Below are 25,525 nucleotides of genomic sequence, written 5' to 3'. Positions count from 1 at the left end.
CCCTACCGCCGCGAGGGGGAATCGCGCGGACCGCCCATCGGTTGGCCGTTGGAGCTGATGTCGACCGCACCGGACGGGTGCAGGATGGCGGGGTGAAGCTTTCGCTGGACCTGCACGACATCTACAACCGAGGCGCGGACATCGACCGCGCCTTGCGTGCCGTCATGGACGAGGCAGTGGCGAAGAAGGCTCCGCTGGTGGAGATCATCCCCGGCAAGGGATCAGGGGCGCTGAAGAAGAGGGTGCTGCGCTTCCTGGACGAGAAGGAGAACCGCGCCCTGTATCACCGGGTCGAGAAGGATGTGGCCAACCACGGTCGAATCGTCGTCCACTTCAGGTGGAAGGGTCCGGCCCGACGTCGATGAACGGTCGACTGGCAAACCTGGCCCTGCTGGTCGTGGTCCCGCTGACGGCCGTGACGGGGTTCCTGATGTTCCTGCTGGGCAGCGGACCGGTCTGGCCGGTTGCCATCCTCCACGGAGTCGTCGCCCTCCTGGTGGTCGTTCTGGTGCCGTGGAAGTCGACGGTCGTGCGCCGAGGGCTGCGCCGGACGCAGCGCCAACGGAGACCCGGGCGAGCCACATCCGTGCTCCTGGGTGTCTGTGTGCTGCTGGCCCTCGTCACTGGCCTCGCCCACGTCGTCGGTGTGCTGTTCCGGGACTCGAAAGTCACGACGCTGCAGCTGCACGTGGGTGCCGGCATCGTGGCGGTCGTCCTGACGGTGGCTCACGCCCTGCAGCGTCGCGTCCGCTCGCGCCGGACTGACCTGTCGCGTCGCTCGTTCGTCCGCCTGGCAGTGCTCACTTCCGTCGCCGTCGTGCTCGAGGCGGGCGTCCAGGCGACCGGCGTGTTCAGGGCGCGACGCGGCATACGTCGGCCGACCGGGTCGTTCCAGCTCGCGTCGTCCTCGGTCACTGCGATCCCAGCCACGTCGTGGCTGTTCGACCAGGTGCCCGAGCTCGACCCGGCATCGTGGCGGTTGACCGTGACGACGGGCGGCGCATCGCGCGACTGGTCGTTGGCAGAGCTTGCCCGGTGGCACGACCGGCAGGTGGCGGTCCTGGACTGCACAGGCGGGTGGTGGACCGAGCAGGAGTGGTCGGGGGTGCGCCTCAGCAGGTTGCTGCCACCAGGGGCCCGGGGAACCGTCGAGGTGACCAGCGCGACGGGATACTCCCGACGACTGCCGCTGACCGACCAGCTGCTCCTCGCCACCGCGATCGACGGCGCCGGGCTCTCCTCAGGGCACGGGGCGCCAGCCCGTCTGGTGGTTCCGGGTCGACGCGGGTACCACTGGGTCAAGTGGGTCGTTCGGATCAGCCACGACGACCGCCCGTGGTGGGTCGAGCCGCCCCTCCCGCTGAGGTGAGATTTCTGCCGCGACCCGGTGGATGATCGACCAGCGCGTCGATGAGTTCGAGCCGACGGCGGAGTCGATCTCGTGGAAGCATCGTCACCGGAGGGCATGATGGCCGCGATCGAGGATGTCATGAGGTTGGGCAGGGAGCTGGATCATTCCTACCCGGTCTACGTCCGGGGCAGGCTCAAGTTTCGCGTCAAGCAGATCGTGTACGTCGCCTTCTCCCTTGACGAGGCCGTCATGGGATTCGCCTTCCCACGGGACGAACGCGCCGCCCTCGTGGCGGGCGATCCCGTCACGTTTTCCCTGCCATCGGCGTCGGACATGCGCTTCCACTGGGTCCACGCCAACCTGGCCGCCCTTGATCCGAGCGAGGCGCGAGAGCTGGTGGTCGACGCATGGCGCATGGTCGTACCCCAGAAAGTGTCCCGGGCCTACGACCTCACCCACCCGAACGGTCCCGGCTGAGTGGACCCATCGGTCGCTCGGACCCCAGACCTTCTATGCGCGTACGCAACGTCCTATGCGCGTACGCAACGTCCGTGCCCGTCGAAGCGAGGTTCACGACCTCAAGCATTCTCGCAGCCGCGCTCAAGGTGGCTCGTCGATCCGCCGCGGGTCGCCCTGCTACGAACCATGGCCGCGAGGCGCCCTGCTACGAACCATGGCCGCGAGGCGCGGTCCTCACCTTGGCCCCCAGGTAGCGGGTAGCCTCGGCGCCTGCCGCGAGAGCAGTCACTACGACCGTCATCGCGGCCAGGGCAAGATCCCACTTGTTCTGGTCGCGAAGCCGCGCGCCTTTCACGTCACCACCTCCATCACTCAGTCGTGCTTCAAGCTCGGATACTTCTTCTCGACCGCCGCCCGGACCTTCTTCTTCTCGTCTTCGGAGCCATGCTGCGCCACCCTCGCCAAGGCGTTCCGAGCGTGCTCGATGTCAGGGATCGGGTACTTCTCCTGCTCGGGCAGGGCGAACGACGACTTCTTCAGCCTGTCGCGGTTCTTGCTGTTGCTGAGGTCCTTGGACATCTTTCTCTCCCATCCTGAGGTTCTGGTGTTACCCACTCGGGGCGCCCCTCAACCGCCGAACCCACCGGTAGTGAGCGCGGGTCCTTTCGCCGCAGTCGAACGGTCGGTCATAGGCGTACGTTGACGGCCCCTTTTGGACCTGCGAGCTGCCCAAGCGGCTCAGCCGACCACCTCGTGGAGGTGGACGCCATGATCTGTGGCGATCAGCTCGGCTGCCTTCTCGCCGATCATCATTGCTGCGGCGTTGGTGTTGCCGCTGACGATGTTGGGCATCACGCTCGCATCGGCCACGCGCAGGGCCTCGATGCCATGGACCCGCAGCCGCGGGTCGACGACGTCGCCGATCCGACATGTCGAGGTCGCGTGGTAGACGGTCAGCGCGTAGTGGCGGGCCATGTCCTCCAGCAGCGCGTCGCTGGGTTCGGCGTCGGCGATGTGGCCGTGCGCCTGCGCCAGGTGCGGCGGAATGACGGGCTCGCCCAGCCCGCCGCCGGGCCATGCCTTCGAGATCTCGAGGGCTCTGCGCATCACGGAGACCATGACCCTGACGTCGTGCGGGTCGTCGAAGTAGTTGAACTCGATCCGCGGTGGGGCCGCGGGGTCCGCGCTGGCCAGCGACACAGAACCCTCGGAGTGGGGTTGCACGGGGTTGGGCAGCACGACCACCTGGCCGCGTGTCGGGTCCAAGAAGGACTCTGGGTCCTCGAAGAACGCCGACGGCGGGAGGCGGAAGACGCCTTCCCAGATCGACGGTGTGTAACCGGTCGCGAGGAAGCCGATCTGCGCGTCGTGGGTGTGTTCGTCGCCCAGCCCGGTCGAGTAGAACGCGACAGCGTCGTAGAGGGAGGACGAGGCGAGACCGCGGCCCGTGGTGAACCACTCGCCGATTCGGCGCTCTGCCTCGGCCTTGGCCGCGGCAAGGGGCTCGGGCAGATGGGCGTCGTCCGCGGGGTCGGCCGGCAGCGGCCCAGCGGGGGATCGCAACGCGTCCGGCCCGAGGGACATCGCCACCTCGGTCATCGTCTCGCCGATGCCGTCGGCGGCGAACATCAATGGTGTGTGCAGGTGGTCCTTGAGATGGCGGCCCACGCCTGGGAGGTCGACGACGCAGGCCACCCCGACAGAGGTGAGCTCTTCGCGGGCTCCGACCCCCGAGAGCAGGAGCAGGTGCGGCGACCCGATGGCCCCCGCGCACAACACCACCTCGGTGCCCGTCACCACCTGCTCGGACGTGCCGTGCCCGGTGCGATAGGCCACCCCTGTGGCGCGGACCACCTCTCCGTCCGCCTCGAGCAGGACCCGCTCGACGAGCGCGCCGGTGACCACGGTGAGGTTCTCCCGCTCCATCGCCGGCTCGAGGTATGCGTGGAAGGTCGAACTCCGCCTGCCGTCCTTCGTCGTCGTCTGGAAGAGCGAGGCCACGCCGTCGGGGTTGACGCGGGCGGGACCGTTGTAGTCGCCCTGCTTCATCCCTACGGCGCCCGCGGCCTCGACGAACTGGTTCGAGGCCCTCAGGACGGGCTGGCGCACCGACACCCCCACCGGGCCGTGGTGCCCGTGCACGTCGAGGTCGGCGTGCAGCTCGGGGCTGTTCACGAATCCCTCCGCCTTGAGGAAGTAGGGGAGGACCTCCTCGTAGGACCAGCCGTCCGCGCCCCCAGCGGCCCAGGAGTCGTAGTCGCCCGGGTGCCCCCGCACATACGCCATGTAGTTCAGGCCGGAGGAGCCGCCGAGCATCTTCCCCCGCGGCACCATCATCTGGCCGCCGACCAGGCCCTTGCCGACCCCACCGGGGTCGCCGTTGAACATCCAGTCGGTCGCGGGATCGTTCTGCAGGCTGGCGACCGCTGCGGGCACCAGCTCCGTGGGCGGCGGGGGCCCGCCAGCCTCAAGTAGGCACACCCGGACATCCGGGTCCTCGCTCAGCCGGGCGGCGATCACAGCGCCCGCTGATCCCGCTCCCACGATCACGTAGTCGTACGTCGTGTCCATCGATCCCACCTCGTTGTGGCACCTCGCCGGACGGCGGGGACGGTGTCGCCACGCAAGCACACTCCCCAAGGAGAAACAAGGGAGCCAGCGCCCCCGCTTCTCCCCGCCTGCCGAGAGTCCAGTCCGGCACGGTGGACCCCAGGTGCACGACCCGAGCCCACGAACAGGGCATGCCGCGGTATGGGTGCCGGGAGGCGAAAACCTCATCGAGAGGCGGCTTTCGCTTCCTGCGTCCGGCCATTGCAGTCAGTCGTCACTCATGGACGTTGAGCATTCCAACGGGGTCCGGGCAAGGGCTACGGTCAAACCATGAGCATCACCGACATCGGCCCCCGTCCCCAGTCGTTCGACCTGGAGACCGAAACGCTTGAGAACCCGCACTACCGCACCGTGGCCTGGAGCGGCACCTACCTGCAGGTCACCCTCATGTCGATTCCGGTCAACAGCGACATCGGGCTCGAGAAGCATCCTGACACCGACCAGTTCATTCGACTCGACCGCGGCCGCGGTCGAGTTCAGATGGGGCCTGCCAAGGACCAGCTGACTTTCGACCAAGAGGTCACCGACGGCTGGTGCATCCTCGTGCCTGCCGGGAGCTGGCACAACGTCACCAACATCGGCGATGAGCCCATGCAGCTCTACACCGTCTACGCCCCCCAACACCACAAGCCGGGCAAGGTGCACCAGACCAAGGCGGTCGCTGACGCTGACACCGACGACGAACCAGCCGAGTGGTCGGTCCAACCGCGCGCGGCTGCGGACGAGCACGCCTAGCCTGAACCCCCGCGACAGGAGCCTGGTTTCACCGCGAGCCGACCCTGCGCCCGCGACGGGGAGAGCCACCCCACCGTGACGGGGCAGGGTGACCGGATCCGGATGAATGCGCCCGGGTCCAGCTCGCAGGTGTGCGCCGTTCGTGGGTGACGACGGTGGCGGCCAGGGCGATGGCGAGGCCAATGACGGTCTCGATGGCGCGCTGAGCCAGGAGGGCGCCGATCGGGGCGGGGAGCATGAGGTCGCCGAGAAGGAGGGCCATCGGGGTGAAGAAGACCAGACCGAGGCTGTAGTTGCGTCCGGTGGTCAGCTCGGTGCACGCCTGGAGGGCGGCAATCACGCTGAGCGCGGCATAGCCGCTGGGGTGGGCCGCCAGGACGAGGGCTGCGACGCCGAGTCCGGCGGCGGTGCCGATCACCCGCTGGGCGGCCCGCGTGAGGCGGGCGTGCAGGTCGGGGGCCGACATGGGGACCGAAGCCGTGACGAAAGTCCAGTAGGGGTGGCCGATGCCGCTGGTTGCGACGGCGAGCCCAGCGGCCGCGATACCGAGCAGGTAGCGACTGACGTGACGGCCCACGGGGTCGGACGGGCTCAGGTCGCGCCATGAGAGCCGAGTCCGCACCGGCTCGTCGCCGCTGCGGGCGGTGCGACCCAGCAGGGTGAGCAGCAGCGCGAAGACGGCCGCGCTGCCTGCGGCGAGGGCGGCCGCGGGCACCGTGCCCAGGTGGATCGGGACCGTGGCCGAGGCGGTGAGGGCGAAGACGGGGTTGAGCGCGCCGGCCGGATGCCATCGGCCCAGCTCGGCCAGCAGCACCGCGATGCCGGCCCAGGCAGTGGCAACCGGGACGAGCAGCCACATCCGGAACGGGACGGTCGCCACCATGGCGCCGACGATGACGCCGACCACCAGCACCGCACCCACCTGCGCCTGCATGGACAGGCGCACGCGAGCCGACTCGTGTCGGCCGTACAGGGCAGTGAAGGCGCCGATCGCCGCATACAGCAGCAGTTCCTGCCGACCGCACGCCCAGCACGCCACCAGCGGCACGAGGATCGCAAGGCTCGCCCGCAGGGCGGTCCAGTGGGCACCGGCGTGTGGACCCAGGTCGAAGATCGCCGCCCACCAGGACCGTGGCTGGGTGGCCTCGGTCATGTGACGCCTCCAGAATGCTACAGAAGTGAAGTACGCCTGAGGGTACTACAGTCATGTACTACCTGCCGCGAGTGGCGGTGGTGGTGGACGCGGACGGGGGGTCGGATGGATCAGGACGCAGGTCAGCTGGGTGACGGCGACGTCGTGGACCGTATGCAGCGTGAGTGGGCCCTGCTGCGCCCGGACCTGAGCTTCACCAGCCTCGGGGTGATCCACCGCATGCTGCGGGCCGCCCGCCTCATTCTCGACGCCAGCGACGCCTTCCTTGCCCGGTACGGGCTCACCCGCGGCGAGCTGGACGTGCTGTCCGCGTTGCGCCGTGCGGAGGAGCCCCTCAGCCCAACGGCGCTGGCCCAGACGCTGCTGGCCCCGCGTTCCGCGATCACCATGCGGCTCAACGCCTTGCAGGCTCGGGGACTGCTGAGCCGGACGGCGAACCCCGCCGACGGCCGCTCGTCCCTGGTCGTCCTCACCGACGCGGGCATCGCGCTCGTGGACGAAGTGATTCCCGCCCAGCTCGAGCTCGAAGATGCCTTGCTGGCCGACGCCCCTCCCTGGGCCATGGAGGGATTGGCCGAACGGCTGCGGGCGCTGACCTCCATGTGGGAGGAAGGACGCGGCCAGCAAGCCGGGTCCAGCAAGGACCGGCAAAGGGGCGCGCCAGAGACCCCTGGATGACCCGCAGCCGTGCGGCCCCATCCGCTGCGCCACCGTGTTCCGGGATGGACGACCGGCGGCACCTTGCTCCGAAGCGAGGGTGCAGGTTCACCAACCGCCGAGCTCCCCGGCCTCCGCGCACAGGTTTGATGTGGCCCGCGCTCGCGTCGGCTGGTGCTTCAGCAGGTCGGGCATCACGACGAAGCCCGTTCGAGGCAGCTCTTCCGCTCTGAAACGACGGAGACGGCCGTGGCCCTGCTGCCGTGAGTGCCGACGGCAGCAGGCGCCTCACTTCCGCTGCGAGGCCTGCTGTTCAACCCTCCTGGTCAACCCTGAGCGCGGCGAGGACCAGCCCGGTGGGTGAAGTCGCGTGTTGGCTTGGCCCCGGGACGGCGAGCTGCTCGGGTGGGCTGGGTTGCCGTGCGGATCGCTCAGGTCGAGACCGTGCGCCCCTCGGCGATAGATCCTCAACGCGGCCGCCTGCCGCTCGACGTGGTCACTGAGGTCCGTGAGGTGTCGCTCGCGGTCCGCGATCTCGGTCTGGAGCATCGTCTGTCGAGCCAGGTAGCTGGTTTCGATCAGCCGCGTCACCTGAGGGCGAAGCGCGTCCAGGGCGCTGCGCTGCTGGTCTGTGTCCGCGTAGTCCTGGACGCTGGCGAGGTCGGCATCCATTTCTGCGGCGTGGATCTTGAGCTCGTCGACGAGGGCACGTGCGTCGGCGATGAACAGCCGGCCGTCTTTCGCGCGGGACAACATCACGTCGGCGGCCTCGACCTCCGCGCGCAGGTCATGACGCAGCCGGACGACGTCACGCGCCGGCCCGGGTCTCAGCGCCCGCGCCCGGGTTGCGGCGGCCGCACCCCGGTGCCAACCCCGCCAGCGGCGGACGCGCCGGTACACCCGCCAGACGATCAGCGCCGCGGTCCCCCACAACGCCAGCAGGAACAGCACCGCCAGCCCCAGGCCGATCGTCAGTGGCGCGCTCAACGACGACAGACCAGTGACGGTGCCGCCGATTTCCGCGAACACTCGCATGATGCCTCCCGCTACCGAGCGGCTGCCCGCTCGATGCCTCAAGTATATCGAGCGGGCCCCTGTGGCCGCGGCCGTCGCGAGCCCCGGTCGGGAGCCCTCTCCCCCGGGAAAGAGCGGGGACCTTGGCCTCTTCCTCATGCTGGACATGAGAGCGACGATCGGGTCCAGGCTGCCCGATGAAGGAGGCGCGATGGCCGCGAAGCTCGGGCTTGGACTGGCAGCGGCCGCAGCGGCGGCTGAGGCTGCGCTGGTCTACCTCGGCCGCACCTACGGGTCGAGCGCGGAGGAGAGGACGAAGCAGCTCCCCGGTGACGACCTCATCGCCGAGGCCCGCGTCCAGACCGACCACGCGATCACGATCGAGGCACCGCCAGCTGCGGTGTGGCCATGGCTGGTGCAGATGGGATGGGGCCGCGGCGCCTGGTACACCGCACGGTGGGTGGACCGGTTGCTGTTCCCTGAGAACGGTCCCAGCGCCGACCGCATCCTGCCGGAGCTGCAGGACATCTGCGTCGGCATGTTCATCCCCGACGGACCCCCGGAGACGAAGACCGGGCTCCATGTCGTCGAGATCCAGCCCGAACGAGCGCTTGTCCTGCGGTCCAACAGCCACCTCCCGATGAACTGGAGGGACCGCGCAACTCTGGACTGGACGTGGGTCTTCGTCCTGACACCGGTGGACGATGGGCAGCGCACGAGGTACCACTTCCGATCCCGCTGGGTGACCGACCCGTGGTGGTTCACCCTCGGCGGCTGGCTGGGTATCGTCCCGGCCGACTTCCTGATGTCACGCGATCACCTGCGGGGCGTGAAGAGGCGCGCCGAGGAGCTGACCCACGACCACTAGCCAATGAGCGGGCGCCCGGTCGCCTCAGGTCTCCACACACCGCCGTCCTCCCCGTGCCGGCGTTGCGTGGCGGTTGAACCCCGTCATCGGTGATCTACCCATTTCAGCCCGGCCGCCATACCTTGGGTAGGACGGCACTGTGCCGTTGTGCGCAAGGAGGTCGCCATGGCTGCTCCACCGCTCGCCGGTCCGCCCCGGTTGAGGATGATGTCGTCACTCGATCTTGACGAGCACCCCACCCATGAGTTGCGCGATCACCTCGTCGGCCTGGGGGCCTTGGCTCTCTTCTGCGCGATCGCCATCCTCCTGAGCCGTTAACGCTGTCAGCCGAGGCGAGCCCCCGCGCTGCGACCGCGTGTGCCTGGGCGGTTCCCATCGACGTCGTCGGCCACCCCTTCGGTGACGTGACGCTTGGCATATGCCGCGTCCTCCGACCCCGCTTCGACGTGCGTCGGGTCGAGCACGCGTTGGAGGAAGACCCGGGTCCGCTCCTCGGTGGGCTCGCCGATGACCTGCTCGGGCGCACCCTCTTCGACGATGACGCCACCATCCATGAAGATGACGCGGTCGGCGACGTCGCGGGCGAAGGCCATCTCGTGCGTCACCACGAACATCGTCATTCCCTCGCTGGCGAGGCGGCGCATGACCGAGAGGACGTCGCCCACCAGCTCGGGGTCCAGTGCGGAGGTCGGCTCGTCGAACAGCATGAGCTTGGGGTCCATCGACAACGCCCGGGCGATAGCGACACGCTGTTGCTGACCGCCGGAGAGCTGAGCCGGGAAGGCGTCTTCCTTCTCGGAGAGGCCGACCTTCTCGAGGTTCTCGCGGGCCTTGGACGCAGCCTCGTCCCTGCTCCTCTTGAGGACCGTGGTCTGGGCGATGGTGCAGTTGTCGAGCACCGAGAGGTGGGGGAAGAGGTTGAACTGCTGGAAGACCATGCCCATGTTGCGACGGATGGCATCGATGTCGCAGTCGGGGTCGGTCACCTCGTCGCCGCCCACCTTGATGGAGCCGCTCGTCGGCTCCTCGAGGAGGTTGAGGCACCGCAGGAAGGTCGACTTGCCCGAACCCGAGGGGCCGATGACACAGACGACCTCTCCTTGGTGGATGGTGGCGTCGAGGCCCTTCAGCACGTGGTTGCTGCCGAACGACTTGTGCAGGTCGACAACCGCGACGACGGGGGCTGCGGAGGCGATCACGGACATGCTCAACGCTCCTTCTTCTGACGGGCTTCCATGCGGCGCACGAGGATGGAGAGCGGGAGGGTGATGGCCAGGTAGCAGAAGCCGGCGACGACGAGCGGGGTGAGATTGGCGTTGGTGTTGGCGAGGTCGCGGCCGTACTTCGTCAGCTCGTAGCCGGTCGTGGACAGCCCCAGGACGTAGACCAGCGAGGAGTCCTTGACCAGGAGGATGACCTCGTTCGTCAGGGGCGGGGTGACCACGCGGAAGGCCTGGGGAAGGATGATCTTGCGCGTGGCGACACCGGCCGGCATACCGAGGGAGCGAGCCGCCTCGATCTGGCCCTTGGGCACTGCCTGGATGCCGGCGCGGATCGTCTCGGCCATGTAGGCCGAGGCGACGAGGCCCAGGGCGACCCAGACGGTGCCGTAGGGGTCGAAAGGGATGACCAGACCCTCGAAGGCCAGGGGGAGCAGGCCGAAGGCGATGAAGACGACGATGGCAGGCAGCCCCCGGAAGAACTCGATCCACAACGTCGCGAGCCAGCGGTAGGGACCGATCGAGGACAGGCGCATCAGTGCCAGGACCGTGCCCAGCAGCAGGCCGATGACGAACGCCCCGGCGGTGTAGACGAGGGTGTTCTTGAAGGCGTTGGGCAGGCCCTCGGTGAAGGTGGCCTTGATCATGTCCGAGCGGAAGAACACCTGCTGGATCTGTCCCCAGTTGGCCGAGAGGGCGATGGCAACGGCCACGGCGGCAAGCACGGCGTACTGGATCCACCGGATCCGTTGGGCCCGCCTCCGAGGGGACAGCTTCTTCCGGGGAGCTTCAGTCGTGGTGCTCATGGGTCCTCCTGAGGACCTGCGTGGTCATGGCATGGTCATCGCGGCGACACACGGGGTCACTTCGGGGCGTCGACTCCGAACCACTTCTTGTAGATCGTGTTGTACGTGCCGTCGGCCTGCGCGGTCTTGAGGACCTCGTTGGTCAGCTGAGCAAGCTTGGTGCCATTGGCGTCGTTGAGCTTGAACATCAGGCCGTACTGCTCGCCCGTGTCGAACTCCTTGACGACCGTGGTCGTCGGGTTGTCCTTGGCGTAGTCGAGCAGGGGGCCGTTGTCGTTCAAGGCAGCATCCACGCGACCGGAGAGCACGGCCGCGAGCTGGGTCGGCAGGTCATCGAAGACGACCGGGGTGTAGCCGTTGGCGCCCTTCTCCTTGTCGGCGAACTCCTGGCCGGTGGTGTCGGTCTGGACGCCGAGCTTCTTGCCCTTGAGAGAAGCGAGGTCGGTGACCCCGGAGTCCTTCTTGGCGATCAGTGCCGCGGTGGAGTCGAAGTAGGGGTCGGAGAAGAGGACTGCCTTCTTGCGCTTGTCGTTGATCGTCGTCGCGCCGAAGCCGGCGTCGCACTTCTTGGCCGCGAAGGCGGCACCCGACGTGATCGTGGCGAACTCGATGTCGACGACCTCCTGCTCGACGCCGAGCTTCTTCGCGACGAGGTCCATGAGGTCGACGTCGAAACCGACGACCTTGGAGCCGTCCTTGAACTCGAACGGCTTGTAGGAGAGGTGGGTGCAGGCCTTCAGCTTGCCTGCGGTGATCGTCGTGACACCGTTGGAGTTCTTGGCGGCGGGGGCGTCGTCGCCTCCGGAACCGCACGCGGCAAGGACCGTGGTCGACATGAGTGCGGCGGCAGCGAGGGCGCTGGCGCGGTAAATGCGTGAGGTGGTCACCGGGGTGCTCCTTGACGGTATTTGACGTGGTCAACCCACGTCTGGCTGCCGTTGACACTACCCAGCAAGGGGCCGCATACAGGGCATTGCGCTCAAGAGACCCGAATCGTGACCTGCTACCGGGTCCGGGCGTGGGGGTAGTCCCCGTCGCGGGACTGGAAGGCGAGGATCGCAGGGTTGTTGATCACGCCGTCACGGATCTCGATGGCGCGACGGATGGTCTCGTCCGACTCCCAGGCGGCAGCCCCCGACAACACCGTCGCCAGGTGGGGGAGGAGCGCCTCGCTGATCTCCCAGGTCGCCGAGTCCCAGAGGTAGGACGGGCTGTGGTCGACCGCGTAGTAGTGGACGTGGTCGCCGACGGTGAACATCGGATCCGCGAACGTCGTCGGTGTCGCCCAGCTGAATCCCATGGCCTCGTCACAGGAGACGTCGATGACCAGCGTGCCGGGCGCCAGGGTCGACAGGTCCTCCTCGTCGAGGAACACCATCGGCGCGTTCGGGTCCTGCAGGACGCAGTTGACGATGATGTCGTGCTCGGCGAGGTATCGCGCCAACGGCACCGGCCCGTTCTCCGTGGATGCGACGCTGCGGCGCAGGTCCTCTGGCTGGTCAAAGGTGACGATGTTCGCCGAGTGGATGGGCGAGGCGACCTTGGTGACCTCGCGCTGGGTGAGGATGTCCACCTGGTTGAGGCCCAGGGCGCTGAGGGCGGTCACGGCGCCTCGTGCCGTGGCACCGAAGCCGATGACGACGGCGTTCAGTCGGCGACCGTAGTTGCCGGTCGAGCCGACCAGCGAGAGCGCGTGCAGCACGGACGCGTAGCCGGCGATCTCGTTGTTCTTGTGCAGCACGTGCAGGTTGAACGTGCCGTCCGAATTCCAGTGGTTCATGGCCTCGAAAGCGATGAGGGTCAGCCGTTTGTCGATCGCCAGCTGGGTGATCTCGGAGTCCTGCACGCAGTGCGGCCAGCCCCACAGCACCTGGCCCTCTCGCAGCTCCGAGACGTCGGCCGCGAGGGGCTTGGGCAGCGTGATGATGTCGCACTCGTCCACGAGCTGCTGGCGGGTACGGATCCCACCGACGAACGGGCGCAGCTGTTCGTCCGACATCCCGAAGCCCTCGCCATACCCCTGCTCGAGGAAGACGCGGCCCCGCAGCCCGGGGTCGAGGCGTTCGAGGTGCCGTGGGTGGATGGCAAGTCGGCGTTCGTTCTCTTTGCGTGAGCGGGAGACGAGTCCAAGGCTGAGCTTCTGCACGTATGCCCCTTCAGGTGGATTCACTGTCTAACACACTCAAGGTTCCGGCCTCGACGCTCGCCAGTACCCTCGCGAGATGAGACCGCTCCCGGTCGCGCACAGATCGAGCGGGGTCTGGTTGTCGTCGACCGTTCGGTCCGGGGCTTTCGCCCCGTGACCACGTGCGGTACGCGGTGCAGGCTGGATCCATGGATATCGAGCCAGTTCCCCTGCGTCCGTCTGCCGACGAGCTGCTGGACGCCCTCGGCCACGCGGTGATCGCGACGGACACCCAGGGGACGGTGGTGTCCTGGAACGGCGCCGCGGAGCAGCTGTACGGCTGGCCCGCCGCGGAGGCCTTGGGACGGGACATCTCCGAGGTGACCGTGCCGGAGCTCTCCCGGCAGGCGGCCGAGGAGATCATGACTGCACTGCGAGAGGGCCGTTCGTGGTCGGGCGGGTTCCAGGTTCGAAAGCGTAGCGGTGAGGTGCTGCACGCGCTGGTCACCGACAGCGGTGTGTACCGAGACGGAGAGCTGATCGGCATCGTCGGCGCCTCCCTCAACCTCGGCGACGCGGTCCGGCCCCTGATGGAGCGCTCCACCGACGCTGCGGTCCTCGTCGACGAGCGTCACGTGGTCAGCTACGCGAGCCCAGCGGTCGCCAGCCTCTTCGGCTGGCCGGTCGACGAGATCATGGGCACACCGCTGGTGGACCGCATCCACCCCGAGGACCACCAAGCCTTCGAGGAGCTGCTGGCCGGCGACTCCGACGGCGCCCAGCGCGCAGGCGAGCTCCGGGTCCGCACCGACGGCTCCTGGGCCTGGGTGGAGGTGGCGGTGACCGACCTCTACGCCCAGCCGGGGCCGCAGGGCCAAGTCTGCAACATACGGCGCAGCGAGCGCCTCACCCGCCTCGAGGAGCGCGAGCGCATCCTGGAGGCGGTCCACTCCGAGGTGCTCCAGGACCTGTTCGCGGCCGGGCTCGGGCTCGACCGCGCGTTGGCGCACGCGGCACCCACGACCACCGTCCTGATCCTTGCCGCTCGCGACGCCGTGGGGCGGGCCATGCGAACCCTGCGCGAGGTCGTCACGCCGTAGTTGACGGCAACACGTCGGCGACCAGTGGTCGCGCGCCGGCTAGCTCGCCGCGTCCCGGAGGACCTCGATCAGGGACGCGCGCACCTCGTGGGGATCGATGGTCATGGCGTTCTCGCCGACCGTGACCTCGAACCGGCTGCAGCGGGGCGAGGTGGTGGGCCGCGGGTACAGGAAGAGCTCGAGTCCTCGGCGCTCGACGAACCGTTGGTGTGCCGCCGCCAGTGCCTGGGGCGGCACCGGGACGATGACGTGGAACAGCGGGGTCTGCGGCGGGTCAGGGAGGACCTCCACCCCTGGGATGTCCCGCAGAGCCGCCGCCAGCTCGCGGGCCCGCTCCCAGAAGGCAGGCATCCTGGGGACCAGCCCGTCGAGTCCGAGCTCCGCCGACACCGCCAGCGGCCAGGCGTGGTGCAGCTTCCCACCCAGCCGATCCCGCCACTCACGCGCTTGGTTCACGAGGTCGGACGGCCCTGCGAGGACCGCTCCGGCAAGGCCTTCGAGGCCCTTGTAGAGGGAGACGTAGACCGTGTCGAAGAGGGCGGCGATCTCGGCGTGCGGACGCCCGTAGTACGGCTGTGCCTCCCACAGTCGCGCCCCGTCGAGGTGGGCCGCAATGCCCCGGGTACGCAGCCAGGACGTCTGTGCCGTCAGCTCCTCCCATGTGGGCAGGAGCCCTCCGAGGTCGCGCTGGGGGAGCTCGAGGAGGACGGCTGCGAGGGGCTCACGGACAGCCTCCAGGTCTTGGAGGGTGACCAGGCGGTCGTGGTCGCCGAGGAGCTTCCCGTGCAGCTGGTGCACGATCTCGTACCCCTTGAGCTCGTGCACCTCGATGTGCGCCCTCGGGTGGAACCCGATGGTGCGGCACGTGCGGGCATCGGCGTGCAGCCGGAGCGCGACCTGGGTGGCCATGGCACCCGTCGGCATGAACACCGCAGCCTCCTTGCCCAGCAGGTCGGCGACGCGGTGTTCCAGCCGCGCCACCGCTCCGCCCCGGCCGTAGGTGTCGAGGTCGCCGTCCTCGACGCGGGTGAGGAGCTCGTTCAGGCGACGCGTCGGTGCCCGGCGCTGTTGCCCGTGCACGGACAGCGACCTCGTCAGCTGCTCACGGTCGGCCGGGGTGGTGTGGGAGTCCATGGGTCCATCCTGCGGCACTGACGCGAAGACCTCAGGTTCTCCGGACACGGTCAGGCAGGCGTCCCTCGGGAGGTCGTAGGTCGACGCGGCATCAAGCTGGGAGGGCCAGGTTCCGGCGCCGGATGACGGTGATGGACCACAGTGCCAGCAGCAGTCCCGCCAGGCTCAGTCCCAGGATCGGGGCAGGGGTGGCGGCAGTCGCAGGCGCGTTCGGCACGTGGGTGAAGGGCGACAGGTTCAGCAGCCACGACGGCAGCCCCAGCGAGGGGCCGAACATGGGCCCGGTGACGATGGTGGCCACCACGAGTGCCCAGACGAGACCGGGTGACCACCGCGGAACCACCGCGGTAACGGCCAGGGCGGCGGCTCCGAGAACGGCGATGGCGGGGAGCTGCACGGCGGCTGCGCCAACCAGGTCACCCAGCAGAGCCGGCGTGCCTCCGAGCGTGCTGCCGCCGGTGATGCCCATCGCCAGGGCGAAACCACCCATCAGGACGGTGGCGCCGGCCAACGCGTTCAGCGCGTAAGCGCCCAGCCAACGCAGCCGTGAGACGGCTGTCGCCAGCACGGACTCCGCGGTGCCCTGCGCCTCATCGTGGTGGAGGCGAAGCACGATCGTGGCCACGTAGATCGAGACCGTCGTGCCCGCGATCTGCATCATCGAGGCCCAGTAAGCGCCGAGCAGGTCCGCCTCTCCGCCGAATCCCTTGTACCACTGCGTTGCCGCACCGGTCAGGCCGCTGATCTGGTCGCTCAGTGCTCCAAAGATGAGGCCGAAACCCACGAGGCCCAGGCTCCAGCCGAGCAGTGTTCCCCGCTGCAGCCGCCAGACCAGGCCGAACGGGCTCAGCAGCGCTGGGCTGGCGAGGGAGGCACCGCGGCGTTCGGGCCACATACCGCGGCCCACGTCCCGTCGGGCGGCCAAGGTGACAGAAACGAGGAACAGGCAACCCACGCCGACGACCGCCAGGCCCAGCGGCCACCAGAGATCGTCGGCGAACGGCCGCATCTGCTGGCCCCAGCCGATCGGTGACAGCCACGTCGGCCAGGTGCTGGTGACCCGAAGGGCGGCCGCGTCGACGGTCCCGGTCATGTTGCCCAGGGCCGCGAGCCCGAATGCAGCTCCGAGGCCGGCACTGGCAAGCCCGATCGCCCCGCGGCTGGTCGACGCCAGCTGCGAGGTCACGGCGGCGACACCCGTGAAGAAGACGCCCACCAAGGCGATCGACGCGCCGCCCACCATCGACCCGGCAACGGGTTGGCCGGCCAGCATGAGTCCGAGCGCCAGCATCAGGGCGAGCGCGAGGTTCGCGGCGAGCGTGACGGCTGTCGCCGCAGTCAGGGAGGCATACCGACCCACCACGCCGGCGCCCAGGATCTCCTCGCGACCCAGCTCCTCGGACTGGCGGGTGTGGCGCACAACCGCGAGCACGCTCATCATCGCGGCAAGCACGGCCAACGTCAGCCCATCGCGGTGCAGGGCGTAGCCGCCGACTGTGGGTCCGGTGACCAGGCCGAGCACCCGCATACCCGGGTTCTCGACGACGATGCGGGTGTCCAGCCCCAGGAGCTCTGGGTGCCGGGTGTAGTTGTCGTTGAACAAGGCCGTCGTCGCCGCGGTGAACGCGGCCATCCCCACGACCCAGGCGGGCAACGTGACCCGGTCGCGCCGTAGTGCGAGGCGGGTCAGCCGCACCGTGCCGGTGAAGCCGCTCCTCACGTCTTCACCGCATCCGGGTCGGCCTCCCTCTCGCCGCCGTCGCTGGCGCCATCACCGTAGTGCCGGAGAAACAGCTGCTCGAGGGTGGGCGGGGACGTCACCATCGAGCGCACCTTCAGCTCGACCAGGTGTGCCAGTACCTGGTTGAGCTCACCCGGGTCGACGCTGAACTCGGCGTGCCCATCCAGCTGGTGAGCATCGTGCACGCCGGGCCAGGACTCCACGGCCTGCAGCGGGCGGATCGTGTCGACGACCACGGACGTGCGGGTGAGGTGGCGCAGCTCCTCGAACGTGCCGCTCTCGGCTGCCTGTCCTGCTCGGATGATCGTGACACGGTCGCACAGGGCCTCCACCTCGGACAGGATGTGACTGGACAGCAGGATGCTCCGACCAGCCGCCCGCAGCTCCTGGACGACGTCCTGGAACACCGCTTCCATCAGGGGATCCAGGCCCGAGGTGGGCTCATCGAGCAGGTAGAGCTCCACGTCGGAGCAGAACGCCGCCACCAGGGCGACCTTCTGCCGGTTCCCCTTCGAGTAGGCCCGGATCTTCTTCGTCGGGTCGAGCTGGAACCGCTCGAGCAGCTCCTCTCGGCGCGCTGAGTCCAAACCGCCACGCAGGTCGCCGAGGAGGTCGATCACCTCTCCACCGGTGAGGTTCGGCCACAGGTGCACCTCGCCCGGGACGTATGCGAGGCGCCGGTGCAGCGCGACGGCGTCAAGCCAAGGATCGCCGTCGAGCAGGCAGACCCGACCACCATCCGCGCGGAGCAGTCCAAGGAGCACGCGGATCGTCGTGGTCTTGCCGGCGCCGTTGGGTCCCAGGAAGCCGTGGACCTCACCGACCTCGACGTTCAGGTCGAGATGATCCAGTGCGCGGGTGCTGGGGCCGAAGTCCTTCACCAGTCCGGAAACGGCGATCGCAGTCGCCATCGGAACCACACCCTTCCACTCGCACCTGCAGCCAAGCCTGCGAGGACTGGTCTGGGCAGAGTCGAAGGTCCCCAAACCCGGACCCCCTGCGACCCGATCCGGCGTCGTGATGCCATGGGCGACGCCTGTAGGTCACCATGAGTCGTGCCCCGAGATCTTGACGACGTCGCATGGCCGGTGTCCACGGCTCGGTTGACGCTGCGACGAGCGCGGGTGGGGGATGCCGCCGCTGTGTTGTCCTACCGGCGCCGGCCCTCCGTCACGCAATGGATGGGACCCCCTCCGGAGGACTTTGCCGACAGGTTCGCCGCGCCCGAACGACTGGACGTTCTGCTCATGGTCGAACGCGACGGCGAGATCATCGGCGACCTCATGGTCAAGATCGCGGATGCCTGGGCTCCGGTGCGGATGGTGTCGCAGGGCCGCGGGGTACAGGCCGAGCTCGGTTGGGCGCTGCGGCCCGAGGAGTGCGGCAAGGGCTACGCGACCGAGGCCGTTGAGGAGGTACTTCGAGTCTGCTTCGACGAGCTCGGTCTGCGCCGAGTGACCGCCAGCTGCTTTGCAGCCAACGAGGCCTCCTATCGGCTGATGGAGCGGGTGGGCATGCGACGGGAAGCGCACACGCGCAGGGACGCCCTGCATCCTTCTGGGAGATGGATGGACGGCTACAGCTATGCGTTGCTGGAGGAGGAGTGGCGCGAGCGCCAGTCCTAGCGGTGGTGACGTTCGCCAGGTCAGGCCGTGGTCTGCGGCCGGTATCTCAGGGCGGTCACCCCTGACCGGAAGTCGCGGCGATCCACGAGCTCGAGCTTGATGCGCTCGCGCAGACCGGCGAGCAACGTCGGACCGTGGCCGGCAAGGACCGGCTGCACGAGGAAGACGTACTCGTCGATCAGTCCTAGGTCTGCCAGAGCGAGCGGCAGCGCCACGCCCCCCACGGAGATGACCTCGCCCGGCTCCTCCTTGAGCTGTCGAACTGCCTGCCCCAGGTCGCCGCGCACCAGCTCGGCATTCCAGTCCACCGTGCCAAGCGTGCTCGACACGACGTACTTCTTCGTCCGGTCGATGGCCTCGGCGAACGGGATCTCCCACTCATCCATCCAGTCGGGCCACGGGCCCGTCACCGGCCGGCGCCACGCCGACTCCATCATCTCGTAGGTCACCCGGCCGTACAGCAGGGCACCGGCGCGTTCCATCTCGCCCGTCCAGTAGGTCATCGACTCCTCGTCCGGGGGGAGCCCAGCCTGGTGGTGGCAGCAGCCGTCGAGCGTGACGTTGATCGAGTAGCGAAGTGGTCTCATCTCGTTGATCTCCTTGATGCACGTAGGGCGACTTCACCGACCGTACTCAGACCACCCTCGACGCGACTTCTCATCGGCGTCTCGTCTCGGCGGTCTCGTCGGTGATCGTGCCCTTGGCCACGGCGTCTCGAAGCTCCCGACCGAACATCACAGCCGCACCCTGGGGCGGACCCATCGACCTGCGAGGGCGACGTGTTTGCTGTCAGCCCGCGCACCGGTCAGTTCTCTGTGCCGCGGGTGTGGTTCGGTCCGGCCGGTGGTGGGACGCTGGTCAGGCAGGGCGATGGCTGAGGAGCGGGACATGGCAGCGACCGGTATGGAAGTCATCCGGCAGATGGTCGAGCGGACCAACGCCCACGACCTCGACGGCATGGCTGCCTTGATGCATGAGGACTACCAGAGCGAACAGCCCTTTCATCCGGCCCGCGGCTTTGGCGGCAGGGCGCAGATGAAGGCGAACTGGGGCGCCATCCTCAGTGGGGTCCCGGACCTGCGCGCGGAGGTCCGGGCGTCGGTGCAGGAGGGGGACGTGGTCTGGAGCGAGTGGCGCTGGTGGGGCACGACCGAGCAGGGTGAGCCGTTCGACCTTCGCGCGATCACCCAGTTCACGGTGCGGGAAGGGCTCGTCGTGCGTGGTCGGCTGTTCGCGGAGCTCGTCGAGCAGGGCGGGGTCGACATCAACGACTCGGTGCAGGCGCAGTCGGGCCACCGCCCACGACTCGAGGACTGAGACCTCAGGACTGAGACTCCCGAAGACCCCAGGGCAGACGGACCCGCGGCGCCCCTCACCTCGCGCCCGGCAATTCCGGATCAGTGATCCGCGCCGAGTCGTGGTGCGGCATGCTCGGGGCATGGTGGACCCGGCCGAGTGGTTGCTGACCCGAAGCGAGCGGGCGAACCCGGCGACCCAGCTCGACGACCTGCACGACGGTGACGAGGCGTGGTCCCAGGGCAACCACGTCCAGCCGCTCATCCATGGAGCGACCTACTTCCAGGCGCTGCACGACGCGCTCGAGGGGACCCGTGCCGGCGACATCGTGTTCTTCACCGACTGGCAGGGCGATGCCGACGAGCAGCTCACGGGGACTTCCGGCAGCGAGGTGGTCGAGGTGCTGTCCCGCGCGGACCAACGAGGCGTGACCGTGCGCGGCCTGGTGTGGCGCTCCCACCTGGACAAGACCGGGTTCTTCGCCACCGAGAACCGTCACCTCGGCGAGCAGCTGCAGAGGCGGGGCGCGGTGGTGCTGCTGGACATGCGTGTGCGTGCGGGAGGCTCGCACCACCAGAAGTTCGTGGTGATCCGCCACCGTGACGACCCCAGCCGGGACGTCGCGTTCGTCGGCGGCATCGACCTCGCCCACAACCGGCGGGACGACGCCGAGCACCGCGGTGATCCGCAGGCGCAGCCGCTGACCAAGGAGTATGGCGCGCACCCGCCCTGGCACGACGTGCAGGTGGCCATCCAAGGGCCTGCCGTCCACGACGTCGAGACGGTCTTCAGGGAGCGGTGGAACGACCCCGCGCCACTGTCGCGCTCCCCGTGGCGGCGAGTGGCCGACCGGCTGCGGGGCCTGCACAGCGCACCCGACCACCTCCCCGACCAGTGGCCTCCTCCTCAGCACGCGGGCTCGCACACCGTGCAGCTCCTGAGGACCTATCCCAGCCTGCCCTTCGGCCGCGACTACCCCTTTGCCAAGGGCGGTGAGCGCAGCGTCGCCCGCGGATACCGCAAGGCTGCGGGTCGGGCGCAGAGGATCGTGTATGTCGAGGACCAGTACTTCTGGGGCCACGACGTCGCGCGAGCCTTCGAGGGGCAGCTGCGGGCGCAGTCCGAGCTGCGCCTGATCGTGGTGATCCCGCTCGTGCCGGACCTCGCCGGGCTGAACCGTGTGCCACAGCTGCTCGGTCGTCACCGGGCGATCGGTCGCCTGATGAAGGCCGCTCCCGGACGCGTCGCGGCATACGGCGTGGAGAACCACGCCGGCGTCCCCGTCTACGTGCACGCCAAGGTGTGCGTCATCGACGACATCTGGGCCAGCACCGGTTCGGACAACCTGAGTCGCCGCTCGTGGACGCACGACTCCGAGCTTGCAGCCGTCGTCCTGGACGAGGACTACGCGCGCGAGCTGCGCCTCACCCTCGGCGCTGAGCACCTCGACAGGCTGGATAAGGTGGCCGATCATGGGCTCGAGGCGGCGATGAGCGACTGCGTCGACGCTGCCGGGATGTTCGAGGCCTACGCCGCCCACGCCGCAGCCCTCGACGACTGGCACGCAGGCGGGAAGCGCGGGACGCGACCGCCCGGACGACTGCGGCGGCTGCCGCTGCCCCAGCTCACCGCGCGCGAGCGTCAATGGGCGGCGTTGCCGCTGGACGCGGTCCAGGACCCGGACGGCAGGCCACCCGCCCTGCGAGGAACCGACCGTTACTGACCTTTGCCGAGGTCAGGAGGGCGCGCTCAGGGTTCGACGCACCACTCTCCGACGCAGGGTCGGCGAGGCCACCACCTCGTACCCGGCCTCGAGGAACACCTGCGCCAGCCCGACGGACGCCTCGTCCCAGATCACGGTCTTGCCCGGCGGCGGCTCGATCGGGTAGCCCTCCAGTACGCGAGCGCCGACCTTCTCGCCGTACTCGACGGTGGCGGAGGCGAGCTCGTAGGTCAGCCCCGACTTCCGCCACCCCTTGCGCACGACGAAGCACGTGACTGACCACACGCCCTCGAGCTCGGGGTCCATCCGCATCCACGGCTGCTTCCGACTCCACAGGCGGGGGTAGTTCTCCCGCGGCTCGACCGCCACCCAGCCGGCTGCCTCGCCGTCGACGTACCCGATCAGCCCAGAGGTCGGTCCCGTGGTGCCGCAGGCCGTCTGCTCCAGCAGCGCGGCGTCCCTCTGTTCCTGGGTGGTGTCGCGCCAGATCCAGCCGGGCACCTTCATGGCCTGGCAACGGCACTTGTGGGCGCCCCCGGAACCGAACACCGCCTCGACGTCCTCGACGGTTGCCTGGTTGGCCGGCAGCCAGGTGAAGTCCGCCATCTGGTTCTCCTGTTCAAGCCGCTGTCGGAGGCGTGGTGGGCAGTATCGCTGGGACCGACTACCGGATGGGGACGTTCAGCCGGCGAGCATGATCCCGACGAACAGGGTGGCCAGCGCGGTGAGTCCGGTGAGCGCGCCGAACACCGCCATTGCCCTGCGCGAAGCGGCCTGGGCGTGCAGGAAGGCGGTGACGCCGGACGCGACCACGAGCGTGTACTTCAGCATCAGGGTGTGCTCGTAGGCGGGCCCCTTGTCGCCCTCGGCGACCACGTTCCAGATGCCCGTCACCACCAGGACGCCGAACGCGGGCCAGGCGATCCGGTTGAAGGCGTTGGCGGCGGCCTTCGGCACGTCAGTCCCGGCAGCGCGAAGCGCCGGCACCAGGGCAGCGAGGGTGACCTGGCCCCCGACCCAGACGGTGGCGGCCAGGACGTGCAGGAACAGGCGCAGCGTCTCCACGGTGACTGGACTCATGGTGGAGAGCCTGCCATCGCTTCACCGGCCCTCGTGTGCTGCCCCGTTTCGCCGCGTTGTTGCCGCCGGCGGCAAGGCTCACTGGACCACAAGACCGACAAGGTATGAGGCGAGGTTCAGCACCACGAACCCTCCACCGATGGCGGCACCGACGATGGCTGGCACCCGGCCGTCGCTTCGACCGGAGCGCATCGCTCGGCGTCCCTGCCACACGGCGAGGACACCGGGTAGGACGAACACCAGCAGCGCGGGAACGCCGGCAGTCAGCACCTGCCACACGGATGGGTGTTCGGTGTCGCTGGTCAGTGCCGAGAAGATGCCTTCGCCAACGATGAATGAGGCGACGAAGGACAGGGGGTACAGCGCCAGCGACCACCAGGCGCGACGGTAGGCCCTGTCGCCAGGCGTCGGTCTGCCTTGTGGACCCGCATCGCGCCCTTCACGCGGAACGTCACGGACGACCATCGAACGCACCTCCTTGGATGCAGCTCCACGATGCCCCGGGCGAAGACGTCGCCGACAGGGCCGTTCGTCCCCGTGCGCAGGCGTGGTGTGACGGGCGACCCGCACCACGGTCCGGGACGACGTGCTCGCGTCAGTCCTTGCCGGGGCGGGCGCGTGCCTGGGTTCGGCGCCGGGACCGTTAGGGTCTGCAGGGTGCTGAGGATGACGGCGGCAGTGGTCGCAGGCAAGGCTGCCCGGGCTGCGTCACGCCTGCGCGGTGGCGGTTCCGCCCTTCCGGGCCTGGTGGCCGAGAAGGTCGACCCCGGGTTCCTCGCCCACTCCCTCGCGGACGTCCGCGGCGGGATCCTCGTCGTCACCGGCACCAACGGCAAGACCACGACGACCAAGATGCTCGTCGCAGTGCTCCGCGCCCACGGCAAGACCGTCTTCACCAACCCGACGGGCAGCAACTTCACCCGAGGTGTCATCTCCTCGATGCTCGGCGAGCTGCCGTTGCGCGGCCGACTGGTGGCCGACATGGCTGTGCTCGAGCTCGACGAGGCCCACGCCCTGAAGTTCGCCGACGCCGTGAAGCCCACCCACGCGCTGCTGCTCAACGTCGCCCGCGACCAGCTCGACCGGTTCGCCGAGATCGACCACACGGCCCAGCTGCTGGCCAGCCTCGCCGAGCAGGCCACGACCGGCGTCGTGCTCAACCTCGACGACTCGTTCGTCTCCCGGATCCGCGACCGGGTCGGCTCCGGCGTGGACGTGCACTACTTCGGGGTCGACGCCTCGATCGCCGACCGGCTCCCCGAGCTGCAGGAGCAGGACGTCCGCTTCGAGGACGACTTCGTGCCGCCGGTCGGCGGGCCCGATGACGGACTGCTGAAGCCCACCGACGAGCGGACCTTCGAGGTCATCTTCGGCGACGGCGGAGCAGGGTCCGGCACCGTCGGCCCGCTCGAGCTCCAGCAGCGGGGCCTGGCCGCGATGATCAACGCGACGGCAGCCACGGCGACGGCCCGGATGCTGCTCGGCGACGCGTTCGACCCCGAGCGGGCTGCAGCCGCTCTGCGCGCAGTGACACCACCATTCGGTCGCGGTGAGGTCGTCATGGTCGACGGTCAGCCGCTCGAGCTCGTTCTCGTCAAGAACCCCGCCGGCTTCACCGTCGCCCTCGGCACGTACGGCAACACGCCGGTCGCCACCATGGTCGCGATCAACGACAACTATGCCGACGGCCGCGACGTCTCCTGGCTCTACGACGTGAGCTTCGAGAGCCTGCGCAGCCGCGGTGTCGCCGTGACCAGCGGAGTCCGCGGCTACGACATGGCGCTTCGGCTGCAGTACGACGACGTCGCCGTCGAACGGGTCGAGCCGTCCCTGGAGCCCGCGCTCGACGCCTTCCTCGCCGCGCACCCCGACGAGCCCAAGCGGATCTTCTGCACCTACACCGCGATGATGGCGCTGCGTCGGGTGCTCGCCGCCCGCTACGACCTGCCCGACATCGGCGAGGAGGCCTCATGACCATCCAGCCACCGTCCAGCTCCCAGGACGTCTTCATCCCCGGCGAGCCCACGGACTCTGCAGTGGTCCCCGAGGGCGACCGCGTCGGCAAGGGCGCCATCCACCTCGTGCACCTCTACCCGCGCGAGATGAGCATCTACGGCGACCTCGGCAACACCCGCGCGCTCGCCGCCCGCATCCGGCGCCACGGCTACAGCCCCGTCGTCCACCAGCACCACCCCGGCACCGCGTTCCCCGAGACCGTGCACCTCGTCCTCGGCGGTGGCGGCCAGGACTCCGGTCAGGTCCGCGTCGAGGAGGACCTCGCGCAGATCGCCGACCGGCTGCGCGGACTCGCCGCCGACGGGACGCCGATGCTCATGATCTGCGGCATGTACCAGCTCTTCGGGAACGCGTTCATCACCGTCGAAGGCAAGCGGCTGCCCGGCCTCGGCATCCTCGACGTGACGACCCAGGGCAACGCCAAGCGGATGATCGGGCCGGTGGTGCTCGACACCGAGTTCGGCGACGTCGTCGGCTACGAGAACCATTCAGGCTCAACGACTCTCGGCCCCGGCCAGGCTGCGTTCGGCACGGTGAAGTCGGGGTTCGGCAACAACGGCACCGACCAGACCGAGGGCGCCCGCACGGGCAACGTGTTCGGCTCCTACCTGCACGGGCCGATCCTGCCCGCCAACCCCGCCCTCGCCGACGCGCTGATCGCGCTCGCGGCAGAGCGCGCCACGGGCCGCCCGTTCGAGCCGGCCGGCCAGGACGACGCCTTCGCCGACGAGGCCCGCACCCGTCAGGTGCGCCGCCTCGTCAAGCGCTGAGGGCCAGGCTCCGGTATGCCGCCTGCTCACCACGCGTCCGCC

Annotated in this window: 27 protein-coding genes; 12 read left to right on the top strand and 15 right to left on the bottom strand. The window is 69.0% G+C overall.

Annotated elements, in window-relative coordinates; genetic code table 11:
* The first annotated feature begins 92 nt into the window (after window positions 1–92).
* The 3 genes from ABEG17_RS04450 (at window position 93) to ABEG17_RS04440 (ending at window position 1,828) form a co-directional block, all read left to right on the top strand.
* A complete protein-coding gene (locus ABEG17_RS04450; protein WP_406832082.1) occupies window positions 93–365 on the top strand; it encodes a Smr/MutS family protein in 273 nt (90 codons plus the stop codon).
* Window positions 362–1,369 (top strand): molybdopterin-dependent oxidoreductase, encoded by a 1,008-nt coding sequence (locus tag ABEG17_RS04445; protein ID WP_406832081.1) that lies wholly within the window; start codon window positions 362–364, stop codon window positions 1,367–1,369. The genes ABEG17_RS04450 and ABEG17_RS04445 overlap by 4 nt, the downstream gene beginning before the upstream one ends.
* A gap of 99 nt (window positions 1,370–1,468) precedes the next feature.
* The gene (locus ABEG17_RS04440) at window positions 1,469–1,828 is read left to right on the top strand and encodes an MmcQ/YjbR family DNA-binding protein (protein ID WP_406832080.1); all 360 of its coding nucleotides are present in this window, start codon (window positions 1,469–1,471) and stop codon (window positions 1,826–1,828) included.
* A 354-nt stretch (window positions 1,829–2,182) separates the two neighbouring features.
* On the opposite strand, the gene ABEG17_RS04435 is transcribed toward ABEG17_RS04440, so the two are convergent.
* Entirely contained in the window at window positions 2,183–2,389 is a 207-nt protein-coding gene (locus ABEG17_RS04435; RefSeq protein ID WP_406832079.1) for a DUF6582 domain-containing protein, read from the bottom strand.
* Window positions 2,390–2,548: 159 nt separating this feature from the next.
* Complete coding sequence (locus tag ABEG17_RS04430; protein WP_406832078.1) at window positions 2,549–4,381, bottom strand: GMC family oxidoreductase; 1,833 nt, start codon at window positions 4,379–4,381, stop codon at window positions 2,549–2,551.
* Window positions 4,382–4,690: 309 nt separating this feature from the next.
* On the opposite strand from ABEG17_RS04430, the gene ABEG17_RS04425 reads away from it, so the two are divergent.
* A complete protein-coding gene (locus tag ABEG17_RS04425; RefSeq protein ID WP_406832077.1) occupies window positions 4,691–5,155 on the top strand; it encodes a cupin domain-containing protein in 465 nt (154 codons plus the stop codon).
* 28 nt (window positions 5,156–5,183) lie between these two features.
* On the opposite strand, the gene ABEG17_RS04420 is transcribed toward ABEG17_RS04425, so the two are convergent.
* On the bottom strand, window positions 5,184–6,308 hold the full coding sequence (locus tag ABEG17_RS04420) for an FUSC family protein (protein ID WP_406832076.1): 1,125 nt from the start codon (window positions 6,306–6,308) through the stop codon (window positions 5,184–5,186).
* 153 nt (window positions 6,309–6,461) lie between these two features.
* On the opposite strand from ABEG17_RS04420, the gene ABEG17_RS04415 reads away from it, so the two are divergent.
* On the top strand, window positions 6,462–6,986 hold the full coding sequence (locus ABEG17_RS04415) for a MarR family winged helix-turn-helix transcriptional regulator (protein WP_406833128.1): 525 nt from the start codon (window positions 6,462–6,464) through the stop codon (window positions 6,984–6,986).
* Window positions 6,987–7,253: 267 nt separating this feature from the next.
* On the opposite strand, the gene ABEG17_RS04410 is transcribed toward ABEG17_RS04415, so the two are convergent.
* Window positions 7,254–8,000 carry a hypothetical protein gene (locus tag ABEG17_RS04410; protein WP_406832075.1) on the bottom strand — a complete coding sequence of 249 codons (747 nt, stop codon included), beginning with the start codon at window positions 7,998–8,000 and terminating at the stop codon, window positions 7,254–7,256.
* A gap of 190 nt (window positions 8,001–8,190) precedes the next feature.
* On the opposite strand from ABEG17_RS04410, the gene ABEG17_RS04405 reads away from it, so the two are divergent.
* Window positions 8,191–8,847: a hypothetical protein gene (locus tag ABEG17_RS04405; protein ID WP_406832074.1), complete on the top strand. Its 657-nt coding sequence runs from the start codon at window positions 8,191–8,193 to the stop codon at window positions 8,845–8,847.
* A gap of 323 nt (window positions 8,848–9,170) precedes the next feature.
* Here ABEG17_RS04405 and ABEG17_RS04400 read toward each other — a convergent pair whose 3' ends face one another.
* From ABEG17_RS04400 to ABEG17_RS04385, 4 genes are all read right to left on the bottom strand, one after another.
* On the bottom strand, window positions 9,171–10,052 hold the full coding sequence (locus ABEG17_RS04400) for an amino acid ABC transporter ATP-binding protein (protein WP_406832073.1): 882 nt from the start codon (window positions 10,050–10,052) through the stop codon (window positions 9,171–9,173).
* Window positions 10,053–10,054: 2 nt separating this feature from the next.
* Window positions 10,055–10,873 (bottom strand): amino acid ABC transporter permease, encoded by an 819-nt coding sequence (locus tag ABEG17_RS04395; RefSeq protein ID WP_406832072.1) that lies wholly within the window; start codon window positions 10,871–10,873, stop codon window positions 10,055–10,057.
* Between the two features lie 56 nt (window positions 10,874–10,929).
* Window positions 10,930–11,760 carry an ABC transporter substrate-binding protein gene (locus ABEG17_RS04390; RefSeq protein WP_406832071.1) on the bottom strand — a complete coding sequence of 277 codons (831 nt, stop codon included), beginning with the start codon at window positions 11,758–11,760 and terminating at the stop codon, window positions 10,930–10,932.
* A 116-nt stretch (window positions 11,761–11,876) separates the two neighbouring features.
* Window positions 11,877–13,019, bottom strand: coding sequence for a N(5)-(carboxyethyl)ornithine synthase (locus tag ABEG17_RS04385; protein ID WP_406832070.1), 1,143 nt, complete (start codon window positions 13,017–13,019; stop codon window positions 11,877–11,879).
* A gap of 188 nt (window positions 13,020–13,207) precedes the next feature.
* On the opposite strand from ABEG17_RS04385, the gene ABEG17_RS04380 reads away from it, so the two are divergent.
* Window positions 13,208–14,098, top strand: coding sequence for a PAS domain-containing protein (locus tag ABEG17_RS04380; RefSeq protein ID WP_406832069.1), 891 nt, complete (start codon window positions 13,208–13,210; stop codon window positions 14,096–14,098).
* A 39-nt stretch (window positions 14,099–14,137) separates the two neighbouring features.
* Here ABEG17_RS04380 and ABEG17_RS04375 read toward each other — a convergent pair whose 3' ends face one another.
* The 3 genes from ABEG17_RS04375 to ABEG17_RS04365 all read right to left on the bottom strand — a co-directional run bounded on the left by ABEG17_RS04375 (window position 14,138) and on the right by ABEG17_RS04365 (window position 17,884).
* Window positions 14,138–15,232, bottom strand: coding sequence for a threonine aldolase family protein (locus tag ABEG17_RS04375; RefSeq protein ID WP_406832068.1), 1,095 nt, complete (start codon window positions 15,230–15,232; stop codon window positions 14,138–14,140).
* Between the two features lie 91 nt (window positions 15,233–15,323).
* Window positions 15,324–16,952, bottom strand: a complete 1,629-nt coding sequence (locus ABEG17_RS04370; protein WP_406832067.1) for an ABC transporter permease — start codon at window positions 16,950–16,952, stop codon at window positions 15,324–15,326.
* Window positions 16,949–17,884 carry an ATP-binding cassette domain-containing protein gene (locus tag ABEG17_RS04365; protein ID WP_406832066.1) on the bottom strand — a complete coding sequence of 312 codons (936 nt, stop codon included), beginning with the start codon at window positions 17,882–17,884 and terminating at the stop codon, window positions 16,949–16,951. Before ABEG17_RS04365 ends, ABEG17_RS04370 begins: the two co-directional genes overlap by 4 nt.
* Window positions 17,885–18,028: 144 nt before the next feature.
* Here ABEG17_RS04365 and ABEG17_RS04360 point away from each other — a divergent pair, with 144 nt between their 5' ends.
* Window positions 18,029–18,598 (top strand): GNAT family N-acetyltransferase, encoded by a 570-nt coding sequence (locus ABEG17_RS04360; protein ID WP_406832065.1) that lies wholly within the window; start codon window positions 18,029–18,031, stop codon window positions 18,596–18,598.
* Window positions 18,599–18,618: 20 nt separating this feature from the next.
* On the opposite strand, the gene ABEG17_RS04355 is transcribed toward ABEG17_RS04360, so the two are convergent.
* Window positions 18,619–19,185: a dihydrofolate reductase family protein gene (locus ABEG17_RS04355; protein WP_406832064.1), complete on the bottom strand. Its 567-nt coding sequence runs from the start codon at window positions 19,183–19,185 to the stop codon at window positions 18,619–18,621.
* A 301-nt stretch (window positions 19,186–19,486) separates the two neighbouring features.
* On the opposite strand from ABEG17_RS04355, the gene ABEG17_RS04350 reads away from it, so the two are divergent.
* Together ABEG17_RS04350 and ABEG17_RS04345 are read left to right on the top strand one after the other, a co-directional pair.
* A complete protein-coding gene (locus tag ABEG17_RS04350; RefSeq protein ID WP_406832063.1) occupies window positions 19,487–19,915 on the top strand; it encodes a nuclear transport factor 2 family protein in 429 nt (142 codons plus the stop codon).
* Between the two features lie 121 nt (window positions 19,916–20,036).
* Entirely contained in the window at window positions 20,037–21,617 is a 1,581-nt protein-coding gene (locus tag ABEG17_RS04345; RefSeq protein WP_406832062.1) for a phospholipase D-like domain-containing protein, read from the top strand.
* Between the two features lie 12 nt (window positions 21,618–21,629).
* Here the strand turns inward: ABEG17_RS04345 and ABEG17_RS04340 are convergent, their stop codons facing one another.
* The 3 genes from ABEG17_RS04340 to ABEG17_RS04330 form a co-directional block, all read right to left on the bottom strand.
* Window positions 21,630–22,223: a GNAT family N-acetyltransferase gene (locus tag ABEG17_RS04340; RefSeq protein WP_406832061.1), complete on the bottom strand. Its 594-nt coding sequence runs from the start codon at window positions 22,221–22,223 to the stop codon at window positions 21,630–21,632.
* A gap of 75 nt (window positions 22,224–22,298) precedes the next feature.
* Window positions 22,299–22,697: a hypothetical protein gene (locus tag ABEG17_RS04335; RefSeq protein ID WP_406832060.1), complete on the bottom strand. Its 399-nt coding sequence runs from the start codon at window positions 22,695–22,697 to the stop codon at window positions 22,299–22,301.
* 78 nt (window positions 22,698–22,775) lie between these two features.
* Window positions 22,776–23,162 carry a hypothetical protein gene (locus ABEG17_RS04330; protein WP_406832059.1) on the bottom strand — a complete coding sequence of 129 codons (387 nt, stop codon included), beginning with the start codon at window positions 23,160–23,162 and terminating at the stop codon, window positions 22,776–22,778.
* A gap of 201 nt (window positions 23,163–23,363) precedes the next feature.
* Here ABEG17_RS04330 and ABEG17_RS04325 point away from each other — a divergent pair, with 201 nt between their 5' ends.
* Window positions 23,364–24,671 carry a MurT ligase domain-containing protein gene (locus ABEG17_RS04325; protein ID WP_406832058.1) on the top strand — a complete coding sequence of 436 codons (1,308 nt, stop codon included), beginning with the start codon at window positions 23,364–23,366 and terminating at the stop codon, window positions 24,669–24,671.
* Complete coding sequence (locus tag ABEG17_RS04320) at window positions 24,668–25,483, top strand: type 1 glutamine amidotransferase (protein ID WP_406832057.1); 816 nt, start codon at window positions 24,668–24,670, stop codon at window positions 25,481–25,483. Before ABEG17_RS04325 ends, ABEG17_RS04320 begins: the two co-directional genes overlap by 4 nt.
* Window positions 25,484–25,525: the final 42 nt, after the last annotated feature.

This window comes from Pedococcus sp. KACC 23699, from assembly GCF_045348425.1.
GTDB lineage: Bacteria > Actinomycetota > Actinomycetes > Actinomycetales > Dermatophilaceae > Pedococcus.
The sequence above is the reverse complement of the archived record's forward strand: the minus strand, read 5'-3'. Positions and strand labels throughout refer to the sequence as shown.